The organism is Ferrovum sp. PN-J185 (assembly GCF_001581925.1).
In the GTDB taxonomy this organism is placed as follows: domain Bacteria; phylum Pseudomonadota; class Gammaproteobacteria; order Burkholderiales; family Ferrovaceae; genus PN-J185.
Window position 1 is genome coordinate 779660 of record NZ_LQZA01000001.1, and the last position, 12036, is coordinate 791695.

General features: G+C 34.8%; 10 protein-coding genes and 1 tRNA gene. 7 read left to right on the top strand and 4 right to left on the bottom strand.

The features are described 5' to 3' along the window. Nucleotides 1-52: 52 nt before the first annotated feature. Nucleotides 53-829, top strand: a complete 777-nt coding sequence (gene ygiD, locus FV185_RS03765) for a 4,5-DOPA dioxygenase extradiol (protein ID WP_067493678.1) — start codon at nucleotides 53-55, stop codon at nucleotides 827-829. Here ygiD and FV185_RS03770 read toward each other — a convergent pair. Both FV185_RS03770 and FV185_RS03775 read right to left on the bottom strand, forming a co-directional pair. After that, nucleotides 826-1296 (bottom strand): DUF1178 family protein, encoded by a 471-nt coding sequence (locus tag FV185_RS03770; RefSeq protein ID WP_067493680.1) that lies wholly within the window; start codon nucleotides 1294-1296, stop codon nucleotides 826-828. The genes ygiD and FV185_RS03770 overlap by 4 nt on opposite strands. A gap of 42 nt (nucleotides 1297-1338) precedes the next feature. Next, nucleotides 1339-2040, bottom strand: coding sequence for a dienelactone hydrolase family protein (locus FV185_RS03775; RefSeq protein WP_067493682.1), 702 nt, complete (start codon nucleotides 2038-2040; stop codon nucleotides 1339-1341). A gap of 152 nt (nucleotides 2041-2192) precedes the next feature. Between FV185_RS03775 and FV185_RS03780 the strand changes: the two genes are divergently transcribed. Both FV185_RS03780 and FV185_RS03785 read left to right on the top strand, forming a co-directional pair. Further along, nucleotides 2193-2281 (top strand) — tRNA-Leu (locus FV185_RS03780). 27 nt (nucleotides 2282-2308) lie between these two features. After that, the gene (locus tag FV185_RS03785; RefSeq protein WP_067493684.1) at nucleotides 2309-3577 is read left to right on the top strand and encodes an MgtC/SapB family protein; all 1269 of its coding nucleotides are present in this window, start codon (nucleotides 2309-2311) and stop codon (nucleotides 3575-3577) included. Between the two features lie 21 nt (nucleotides 3578-3598). Here the strand turns inward: FV185_RS03785 and parC are convergent, their stop codons facing one another. Both parC and FV185_RS03795 read right to left on the bottom strand, forming a co-directional pair. Continuing rightward, nucleotides 3599-5938, bottom strand: a complete 2340-nt coding sequence (gene parC, locus FV185_RS03790) for a DNA topoisomerase IV subunit A (RefSeq protein WP_067493686.1) — start codon at nucleotides 5936-5938, stop codon at nucleotides 3599-3601. Further along, on the bottom strand, nucleotides 5938-7911 hold the full coding sequence (locus tag FV185_RS03795; RefSeq protein ID WP_067493688.1) for a DNA topoisomerase IV subunit B: 1974 nt from the start codon (nucleotides 7909-7911) through the stop codon (nucleotides 5938-5940). The genes parC and FV185_RS03795 overlap by 1 nt, the downstream gene beginning before the upstream one ends. A gap of 85 nt (nucleotides 7912-7996) precedes the next feature. On the opposite strand from FV185_RS03795, the gene FV185_RS03800 reads away from it, so the two are divergent. The 4 genes from FV185_RS03800 to FV185_RS03815 are packed head-to-tail and all read left to right on the top strand — an operon-like array spanning nucleotide 7997 to nucleotide 12036. Beyond that, on the top strand, nucleotides 7997-9430 hold the full coding sequence (locus FV185_RS03800) for a flavin-containing monooxygenase (RefSeq protein ID WP_067493690.1): 1434 nt from the start codon (nucleotides 7997-7999) through the stop codon (nucleotides 9428-9430). Then, on the top strand, nucleotides 9408-10352 hold the full coding sequence (gene msrP / locus FV185_RS03805; protein WP_067493691.1) for a protein-methionine-sulfoxide reductase catalytic subunit MsrP: 945 nt from the start codon (nucleotides 9408-9410) through the stop codon (nucleotides 10350-10352). Before FV185_RS03800 ends, msrP begins: the two co-directional genes overlap by 23 nt. A 2-nt stretch (nucleotides 10353-10354) precedes the next feature. Beyond that, complete coding sequence (locus FV185_RS03810) at nucleotides 10355-10957, top strand: sulfite oxidase heme-binding subunit YedZ (protein WP_067493693.1); 603 nt, start codon at nucleotides 10355-10357, stop codon at nucleotides 10955-10957. Then, nucleotides 10933-12036: an MBL fold metallo-hydrolase gene (locus FV185_RS03815; RefSeq protein ID WP_067493695.1), complete on the top strand. Its 1104-nt coding sequence runs from the start codon at nucleotides 10933-10935 to the stop codon at nucleotides 12034-12036. Before FV185_RS03810 ends, FV185_RS03815 begins: the two co-directional genes overlap by 25 nt.

Sequence of the window (12036 nt, forward strand, 5' to 3'; positions counted from 1 at the left end):
TTTATACAGTACTGTAAAAAAATCAAGTACTTTTGTTTGTTGGAGTTATAAATTGAAAAATAATGTGTATTTTTTTGGTCATGGAAATCCCATTTTTGCACTTCAACCAAATAGGTATACTCAATCATGGCAAAAGGCTGTCTCTGATAACCCTAGACCTGATTCAATTGTATGTATTTCTGCCCATTGGATGACACCCCATCTGTCTGTTACTTCCATGGAAAACCCAAAAACTATTCATGATTTTTCTGGATTCCCTAAAGAATTGTATGAAATTAATTATCCTGTAAAAGGAAACCCACTATTAGCGCAACAAATTGTAGATATTTTAAAGCAAGACCATTGTGTAAAAGACTATGATTGGGGTATCGATCATGGAAGTTGGTCAGTTTTAAAATATATTTATCCAGACGCGTCAATTCCTACGATTCAAATTTCATTGAATAGAGGTCAAGGCTTACTATTTCATTATGAATTAGGTAAAAAACTGTCTGTATTAAGAGATCAGAATATATTAATAGTTGCTAGTGGGAATACTGTACATAACCTTTATGAGGCAAATTGGCGTGACAATACCAATCCTGATCCACGTGCTTTAGAATTTGATAAATTATTAAAAGAGAAACTATTTAATCGAGATAAAAATAGTTTTGTGAATCTATTAGCTGATTACCCTAATCTTAGTAAATGGGCTCATCCTTCTATAGAACATCTTCTTCCATTATGCGTTGCTTTTGGCGCTAGTGATGAAAAGGATAAGCTATCGATAGTCTGTGAAGGTATAGACATGTCAAGTATAAGTATGACTAGCTTAGCTTGGAAAGTTTAGTGTTGAATTTCAGAAGAATCTGTATTGCCTATGATTAATATTTCTATTCCTTCTTCTTGTAATTCTTGAAGCTCATCTACTGTAGCAATCCCTCTAATATTTTTTTCTGGGATTTCTTGGTAATGTATTTTTTTCGCAGTTTCAGCAAAAAGAGACCCAACATCCTCAGTGTTTGTATTAATTAACTGAACTATTTGTTGTCTCAATATTTCCATGAAATCTCCCTTGGCAGCGATATTATTTAAAGTATGTTGGGAGGATTCTGATAATGAGCTAGAAGAAGTGGATGTAACTTTACTGGGTGAGGTTGAAATAAACGGTGCCGATGGCAATCTCTTAATTTCTTTTGAGTGACATATTGGACACTCAATTAAGCCCTGCTCTTTGAGTTTTTCAAATGTTTCAGAAGACTCATACCATCCTTCAAAATGATGGGTAAAAGGACAACTTAAGTCATAAACAATCATTATAAGCTCCTTTTACCCACTATATTGATATAACCGCAAAAGCTATTTATTTAAATAAATAGATAAAAACTCTAATGTTCTACCACGAGCCAAAGAGGCTGCTTGCTGGTTATACATACCTCTAGCCCAGCAATTAAATCCGTGATCTACATTAGGATAAGTTAAAACCCAAGCATCAGCTTTTGTCGAAAAAGCTTTGCTTACAGTTTTAACTGCATTTTCATCAATATAATGATCTTTTTCGGCGAAATGTATAAATAGAGGGATTTTAACTTTATCCGCCAAATCCATTTTCTGATCGATACCGCCTGGATAGTAACAAACAGAAGCATCAACTGCGTGTTCACAACCTACTAAAAAGGACAGCAACCCACCCATACAATAACCTACAGATGCAATTTTGGCAGTAACCTCTGGACGTTTACGAAGTACTTCAGCGGCTTTAACTAAATCCATTTTTGCTAGATCCATATCGCAGTTGCCCAACAGTTCTAGACCTTTTTTGAAACCAACCTCATCGTAGCCTAATTGGATTTTTTCTTCTTGGCGCCAAAATACATCTGGCGCAAAGACCACATACCCATCCATAGCATATTGGTCAGCTACTTGCTGTATATGTTCATTAACTCCAAAAATTTCCTGTATAAGAAGAATTCCAGGCCCTTTACCAGTTGGAGGTAAACTTAAATAACCTGTGAATTTTGATTGACCATCTTGAGAAATATCAAGCCATTGCCCTTTCATAATTTACCCCGTTTATAAGAACATATATTAATTAATTTTCTATTATAAAATAATTTAGAAATGATTTAATAAATTAAAAGTACAATTTTATATAAAATTTTACAGACAAATTACTTTTAAAATAAGTTAAAAAATAGTAATATAGTCAATTCGCCCGGGTGGTGAAATTGGTAGACACAAGGGACTTAAAATCCCTCGGCTTGAAAAGGCTGTGCCGGTTCGATTCCGGCCCCGGGCACCACAAAACAAGTGATTGGAGCATTGCTGAATGCTTGATTTGTTTTTTAGTCAAATTACTAATCAACTGTGGTTCAAGTTTGTTTTTACACTTTTCTTTGCTTTTCTAGTAGGCCTAGAAACCAGAGGGTTCTGGTTAAATAAATCTAGTCATATTAAGATGGGTTCAACGAGAACCTATACCCTTCTCTCTTCCCTAGGTTTTATTCTTTATTCGTTAGATCATAGTTATAAGCTTTTTATACTAGGAATGATTTTTATAAATTCTGTTGTGTTTTTGTTTTATAAACAAAAATTAGAGTTTCATCAGTTTGGCATACTGCAACTAATTATCCCTATGCTAGTTTATACTTTTGGGCCTTTAAGCATTAATACTCCTCTGTGGTTTTTTATTTTAGTCTTCGTAACAATAATATTTACCATTGGTGCCAAACCAGTTTCAATACAAATATTAAAAAAGATGGATCAAGATGAATTGATTCTATTTTCTAAATTTCTATTACTCTCTGCAGTAATACTGCCTCTATTACCAAAAAACACCATCAGTACCTATCTACCTTCATCCCCCTTTCATATATGGATGGCTGTCGTTGTTATTTCATCAATATCATATTTAGGATACTTATTAAGACGTTATTTTTTATTAGGTAGTGGTACATTTATTACTGGGTTACTTGGTGGAGTATATTCAAGTACGGCCGCTACAGTAGTCTTAGCTCGACAATCTAAACAGTTTTCTTCTAGTAATTCTGCGATACAAGCAGCGATTGTGGCAGCCACATCAATGATGTATTTAAGATTAATGGTTTTAGTAGGTATATTAAGTGCCAATTTACTTAAGATATTAGCGATTCCGTTGATTGTTTTTTTTATTGTCACACTTTTGATTGCCTTTTTTTTGAATAAAAATAATGAGCCTTCTGTTAATAGTGAAAACGAAAAAGATAAAAATCCACTAGAGTTTGCTACTGCTATTGTTTTTGCTGGTTTGTTTATCCTCATGTTATTTTTGACTGAGGTTATTACAGAGAAATTTGGAGCACTTGGTCTAAAAATCCTTGCATTTGCAACCGGATTTACAGATATTGATCCTTTTATATTATCTTTACTCAATGGTGCATATCCCAATTTATCTGAACATCTAATTTCAGGAGCATTTTTAATTGCAGCTGGAAGTAATGGTTTGTTGAAAGCGATTTATGCTGGAATTATAGGTGATTGGAAAAAAAACAGAGTTTCAATTGCGGTTTTGTTAATTAGTGGTCTACTAAGTATAATTTGGGGAGCAATTTTAGAATAGCTCCCCGTTAAATGGATAAGCTTAACTGAAACTGGTCACTTTCATTTTATAATCAATTTGACTTCCTTTACGAGCTCGACCATGAATATATGATTTAACCTCAGAGCTATTCATCACTGCTTGCACTTCATTACCTGCTCTATTGGTTCCCAAAATAGTTAAACTGGTTAAATCTGTTGTAATACATGACACTAATTTTTCATTATGATCTAACCCCATTAAGATTATTCCTTTTCCTTTAGGCATTTCTTTTAATTCAGTTATTGGGAATACTAACAGGCGTCCTTTTTCAGATAATGTAGCCACGTGGGAATCATTGTTGTTAATGAGTCTTGGTGTTAAAGGTATATCATTATCATCAATAGACATGAAGGCTTTACCAGCTTTTACTCGAGAAATTAAATCTAATGGATTTACAATGAATCCAGTACCTGACGAGCTAGCAACCAAGTATTTTTGATTTGGAAGTGCACTCATTATACCCACAACGCGTGCACCGTTTTGTAAATCAATTAGAGTGGTTACAGGGACACCATCACCCCTACCGCTTGGTATATCTGAGACTTTAATTGTATAAGCACGTCCCTTAGAGTCGAGTAATATTAATGAATGAATCGTTCTGGATTCAATAATATTATGCGCACTATCTCCCGACTTATAGGAGAATTGTGATGAGTCTAGGCCGTGACCTTGACGGGACTTAATCCAACCATTTTTTGATAACGTCACTGTTACTGGTTCATCAAGTACAGTTGGTGCAATCAACTCCTCTTCAACAAATTCAATTAAAGTTCTTCTCTTGTCACCATATTGTTCTGCATCATTGGTAATTTCAGTCACTAATAATTCACGTCTTGCATCTTCATGATTTAATAAATGACTTAATTCTTTCTGTTCTAGCCTTAACTCTTTCAACTCTTTTTCAATTTTTATATATTCGAGCTTAGCAAGTTGTCTTAGGCGAATTTCAAGTATGTCTTCTGCTTGAATTTCAGTTAATGAAAAATGATTAATTAACTCTTGTTTGGGTTCCTCTGACTCACGAATTATTTTAATAACTTCGTCAATATGAAGGAGTATTAGCTCTCTTCCTTCAAGGATATGAATTCGGCGATTAACTTCATCAAGTCTAAACTGGGTTCGTCTTACAATCGTATTTAATCTAAATGTAATCCACTCAGTTAAAATATCTTTTATATTTTTTTGCTTAGGTTTATTGTCTAAACCAAGCATAACCATATTGATTGGTAGCGATGATTCAAGTCTGGTATTTACCAATAGAAAATTCATTAACTCCGCAGGGTTTTGTTTGCTTGATTTGGGTTCAATGACAATTCTTACAGGAGAGTTTTTATCAGATTCATCACGAACCAAATCAAGTGCACCTAATATTAAGGCTTTAAGATTTGCTTGATCTGGCGTAAGCGTCTTTTTCCCCTCTTTAATTTTTGGGTTAGAGATTTTTTCAATATCCTCAAGGATGTCTTTAGTAGAAACCCCATGAGGTAATTCATTAACTACGATTCTCCATTGACCTCGCGCCAAATCCTCTATTACCCAACGTGCCCTAACTTTAAGAGATCCTTTGCCTGTTTCATAGGCACTCATTATGTCAGTTTGCGGCGAAATTATTTGGCCACCACCAGGTAAATCAGGACCTTTAATTATTCTGACTAATTGAGAGATTGAGGTGTCTGGTTTTTGAATAAGTGATACAACCGCTTTTGCCACTTCACGCATATTATGTGATGGTATTTCTGTGGCCATGCCCACCCCAATACCTGATGAACCATTAAGTAAAAGAAACGGTAAACGTGAGGGTAATAATTTTGGTTCTTTAAATGAACCATCATAATTTGGAGTGAAATCAACTGTGTTTTTATCAATTTCAGAGAGCAACAATTCAGCAATAGGCGTTAATCGACATTCCGTGTAACGCATTGCAGCTGCTCCGTCACCATCACGACTGCCAAAGTTACCTTGACCATCAATTAATGGATAACGAAGAGTAAAATCCTGTGCTTGTCTAACTAATGCGTCATATGCTGCCATATCACCATGTGGATGGTATTTACCAATTACATCACCCACTACACGTGCTGATTTAACATGTCGATTGGGACGATACAGACCTAATTCGTGCATAGCAAAAAGAATACGTCGTTGAACGGGTTTTTGGCCATCACTCACATCAGGAATGGCTCTACCCATTACTACGCTCATAGCGTATTCAAGATAGCTACGTTCAATAAAATGAGAGAGTTCTAATTGTTCTGCTACCTCAGTTTTTGTTTCAGTTTGGGGGCTGTTTGAGAATAGATCTCCGCTATTATCACCCTTATTATCTGTTTTTTTTGTCATTAAATATCTACCTCTACGCTACTACCATTTTCTTCCATCCACTCACGTCTAGCGCTGGCCTCACCTTTACCCATTAGTTTTGAAAAGGTTGCGTGCGTTGCTTGATGGTCAAAATCTATAAGTAAAACAGGAAGAACACGTCTGGTATCTGGATTCATCGTGGTTTCCCATAATTGTTCAGGATTCATTTCACCCAGTCCCTTAAAACGACCTACACTCCAATGAGTAGGCTTTAACCCTTCTTTTATCAATCTATCTTCAATAGACAATAGTTCATTTTCATCTAATGCATAGAGTTTTCTTGCTGGCCTTTTTCCTGAAGCGTTCACATCTACTCTAAATAGAGGAGGACTAGCAACATATATATGCCCCTGCTCAACTAACTTAGGAAAGTGAATATAAAAAAGTGTAAGTAATAATACTTTAATGTGGCTACCATCTACATCTGCATCAGACATGATAATAATCCTGTTGTAGCGCAGTCCTGTTAGGTCTGGTTCATCATTAACACCATGAGGATCAACGCCAATTGCTACTGAAATATCATGTATTTCATTATTTGCAAACAATCTATCTCGATCAACTTCAAAAGTGTTTAGAACCTTTCCTCTTAAGGGAAGAATAGCTTGTGTATTTTTATTTCTTGCAAGTTTAGCCGATCCGCCTGCAGAATCTCCCTCTACAAGAAAAATTTCTCTTTCATGTATATCGTCTGATTCGCAATCAGTGAGTTTTCCAGGTAAAACAGCCACCCCACTCCCTTTCTTTTTTTCAATCTTTTGGCTAGATTTCATGCGATTCATTGCTTGCTTAATGACTAACTCTGCAATCTTTTTCGCGTAATCTAAATGATTGTTTAGCCATACATCTAGTGGTTGTTTGATCATCGTCGCTACCAATTTGAGCGCATCTCTACTGGTTAGCTTTTCTTTTGTTTGCCCTTGAAATTGAGGATCAAGAATACGGGTGGATAATACAAAATGGAGTTTACTTGCGGCATCTTCCATTTGAAGTCTGACGCCTCGTGGGAGTAACCCGTGTAATTCTATGAAGTTTTTAATCGAATCGAATACCCCGGTTCTAAGCCCAGCTTCATGAGTTCCCCCCGCAGCCGTTGGTATAAGATTTACATAAGATTCATTGGCACCAGAGGAATTTTCATACCAAGCAAGTGCCCACGAAGCGCCTTCGCCTGGAGCAAAAGAGTCATTATCTGTGGTATGGTCAATAAAGTTTTCAAGAGCAAAAATTGGAACCAAAGGCTCTTGATAGTCAGAAATTTCGTCAAGATATCCTTTCAAACCTTCAGGATATTTCCACGATTTAATGTTTTCTGGATCTTTTTCGAATTGAAGGGTAACTTCAACACCAGGTAACAATACCGCTTTTGAACGCAAAACTCGCTCAAGTTCATTAAGCGATATATTTGGTTGATCAAAATATTTCGGATCAGGTGTGATGGTGACTTGTGTACCCGTATCAGATTTGTCGCAATTACCAATTACTTTCAAAGGAACAATAACATTTCCATCTGAGAAAGATATCTGATGGATTTTCCCGTCTCTTTTAACAATTACATCAAGTTGTTTAGATAACGCATTGGTAACCGATACACCAACTCCGTGCAATCCTCCTGAAAAAGCATAGGCACCTTGACCTGATTTCTTATCAAATTTACCACCTGCATGTAATCGTGTGAATACCAACTGAACAGTAGGTTCCTTTTCCTCAGGATGTAATCCAACGGGGATACCCCTACCATTATCTATAACTGTAATTGAACCATTTAGATGGATTACAACATATATTTTAGATGCATATCCAGCCAAGGCCTCATCTGCTGCATTATCAATAACTTCTTGAATAATATGGGTTGGATCCTGAGTTCTGGTATACATACCAGGCCTCTCTTTAACAGGTTCCAACCCTTTGAGTACTCGTATACTGGATTCGTTATATTTTGATGAAGCCACTTTTAAACCCTATATATTTAGTATGATATTTAAAATAGTTCGAATGATCGCATTATTTTAACCATTAAGCCAAGAAAAATATTTTATGAATGATCACTTTAACGTAATTATAGTCGGTGCGGGTATATCCGGTATTTCAATGGCTTTGGAACTCAATGAGAAAAAAGTAGATAGGTGGATAATATTAGAAAAAGAAAGCGAAATGGGTGGTACATGGAGAGACAATATCTATCCTGGAAGTGCTTGTGATGTACCTAGTATCTTGTATCAATTAAAAAAAGCCCCTTCTACTACTTGGTCAAAAAAATACGCTAACCAAAATGAAATATTAAGTTATATTAAAAACACAGCAAAACCTATTGAACACAATATTTACTTCAATGAAGCGGTTGAAAGGCTTGAATTTAATGAAAATAGCAACATGTGGTCCGTGTTCACCACAACCAAAAAATGGAGCGCAAAATATGTAGTTGTGAGTATGAGCCCCTTATCTAACCCTCATATACCCAACTTTAAAGGCGCGGATCTATTTAAAGGTAATCAATTTCATACAGCTCAGTGGGATAAAAAGATTAATTTATCTAATCAGCGCGTTGCGGTTATCGGTTCTGGTGCCTCTGCTGTTCAATGCATTGAATCAATACAACCCATTGTTAAAGAGCTCCATCTAATTCAGAGAAATCCAAGCTGGGTAATGAGTAAAAATAACAAAGAGTATAATAAAACACACTCTTTACCAAATCCTATAGCTTTTAAATACTTGTACTTATTGAACTATTTTCTTCATGAATTGAAAGTGATATTTTTTATCCATCCAATACTAATGAAATTACTCGAATTTAATCTTAAACGAAATATTAAGAAAATAATTAAAAATCGTTCACTATTTAATAAATTAATACCCAATTATCCATTAGGTTGTAAACGCATCGTATTGTCTGACAATTACTATCAGGCTGTATCTCAGCCCAATGTAAATTTATATAATACGGAAATAGAGTCAATATCGGCTGATTCGCTTACTTTTTCTAATGGCTCTTGTGTTGAAGTTGACACTATTATTTACGCCACCGGTTTTAATCATTCCCAATTTATTCCCATTAATATTATCTCTTCAGGGAAAAATAACTTAAAAAATGAATGGGAAAAACAAAGAAGTGCATACCTTGGCATTTTTGTTAATAAATTTCCCAATCTATTTTTATTAGTCGGCCCGAATACGGGTCTTGGTCATCAGTCGTTATTGTTCATGATTGAAAGACAGACAAGACTCCTTGCGAAATTAACAAAAATGCTTTTAAATCAACATGTTAAAACGATTGAAGTAAAAAAGGATATACAACATAATTATCAACAACAACTTGATAAGAGAAGTAATGGAACTGTATGGCAAGGGGGGTGTCGAAGTTGGTATCTTGATGAGCATGGAAGAAATGTAGCTCTTTGGCCATTTTCTTCTCTTTATTATTGGTGGATAACTAAAAAGTATAATAAAAATGATTTTGAAATCAAATACTAACTCAATTACCCCATCTGAAATCACTTCTGAATCTATTTATTTTAAAAGAAGAGAAGTTCTTAAAGCATTAGGTATTGCCGTACCAGTAAGTTTAATGCCTCAAGCAGGTTTTGCTAATAACCAAAAACTAAAATACTCTCCTAGAGTTATTACTTGTCCTGATAAAGAAACCACGTATCAAGATATTACTCACTATAACAATTTTTATGAATTTGGTACTGATAAATCTGATCCTGCAAAATATTCTGGTTCATTAAAAACAAATCCCTGGAACATTGATATTGAAGGAAATGTTAAAAAAACTAAATCTATTGGTATAGAGGATTTAATTAGACAGTTTCCATTAGAAGAGAGAATATACCGCCATCGTTGTGTTGAAGCATGGAGTATGGTTGTACCATGGGTTGGTTTAAGTTTAAAGAAGTTTGTTGAATGGTGTGAACCTACTAATAACGCAAAATATATAGAGTTTGTCTCTTTAGCTGACCCCTCAATGATGCCAGGAATCTCCTCTCCTATTCTCAAATGGCCATATACAGAAGCTTTAAGGATTGATGAAGCAGTTCATCCTCTATCTATTTTAGCTGTGGGTCTCTATGGACAAGTATTACCCAATCAAAACGGCGCCCCAATACGTCTTGTTGTTCCTTGGAAGTATGGATTCAAAGGTATTAAAAGTATTGTAAAAATTAGATTTGTTGAAAATCAACCTAACACAACTTGGAATCTAGCAAATCCAAATGAATATGGTTTTTATTCAAATGTTAACCCTGAGGTTGATCATCCTCGATGGAGTCAAGCTACGGAGAGACGGATTGGTGACGGTTTATTTGCTGCACGAAGAAAAACATTGATGTTTAATGGTTACGCAGACCAAGTTGCGCACCTCTATAACGGAATGAATTTAAAACAATATTTTTAAAAATGAAAAAAATAGTTTTTGCTTTATCTTCCCTTCCCTTAATTTATTTATCATATCAACTTGTCTTTAATTTATTAGGGCCAAATCCAGTATCAGAAGTTATACATTTTACTGGAGCTTGGTCGTTGAGATTTTTTTTAATAACGTTATGTATAACACCAATAAAAAACATTCTCAATTTAGCTCAGTTAGTTAAATATAGAAGAATGTTAGGTCTTTTTGCTTTTTTTTATTTAAGTCTACATTTTCTGTCTTATAGTGGTTTGGATTTACATTTTAGTTGGCAAGATATTTCACATGATTTAATAAAGCATCCCTTTGTGTATGTTGGATTTATCGGGTTAGTATTAACGCTCCCTCTTGCTTTAACATCGAACCAATATGCACAAAAAAAACTAAAGAAAAACTGGAAAAAACTACATCAACTAGCTTATGTTATTCCTGTATTAGGTGTTGTACACTTTTGGTGGTTAGTAAAACGAGATCTAACTGAACCTATCCTCTATGCTACAATATTGATGATTTTGTTGGGTTATAGATTAATTAAATACCTCTCTCTACAATTCGTAAAAAAGTCTCAATGGGAAAAACTTCAAGAATCTTAATCGGTTTGTTTTTTTGTTGCTGTACGTATTTTGTTTCAGCTAATCCAGTCCCAAATCCTAGTTTAAATAACATCCCTGACTCATCAGACAAAATAAAAGAGTTTCATAATATATATCCTGATAAGTATCCTAGAGGAAGTTTTATTAAATGGCAGTTTGAAAGACTTTTTTATAGAAGTCACAAAGATTCCGACGATGTTGCCCCTAGTACTGGTCCTAATCTTGAATTAATACATCATCCAGGAAGAAATGTTATCGTTACTTGGATAGGACACTCCACCCTCATTTACCAATGTGATGGCATTACCTTTTTAACAGATCCAATATTCTCAGATTATGCCAGTCCTTTGCCTCCCCTAGGACCTAAAAGACACGTACCACCAGGTGTATCTATTAAACAATTACCTCATATAGATGTAGTTCTTATATCTCATAACCATTATGATCATTTAGATTTACCTTCTGTTAGAGCATTAGCTAATCAAGCTGGTGGTCCTCCATTATTTCTTGTCCCTATGAATGTAAGAAAATGGTTTTTAAATAATATTGAAGTTATGAATACTCCAGACAATACTAAAAAAGTAATAGAGTTTAATTGGAATAAAAGTATTTCTGTGCCTGGAAAAACCAATAATTTTGATATTACTTTTTTATCCGTACATCATTGGAGTGCAAGATCTTTATGGGATAGAGATGAGACACTTTGGGGATCATGGGCCATAGTTCACCCAGAATTTAAGTTTTGGTTTTCAGGTGACTTAGGGTATTCAAAGGACTCCATTGATATTGGTAATCGATTTCAAGGTTTTGATTTGGCAGCAATCGATATTGGTGCTTATAAGCCTAGATGGTTTATGGCTAATTACCATCTTAACCCTCAAGAAGCTGTGCAAGTAATGAAAGATGTGCGCGCAAAACAAGCCATTGGCATACATTGGGGAGTTTTTAAATTATCAGATGAGCCATTCTTACAACCGCCTGTGGATTTAAAAAATGCATTGGATATTGAACATATAGATAACAATAAATTTATTGTATTAAAAATAGGCGAAAGTAAAGTTTATAAGGAAATAAATTAG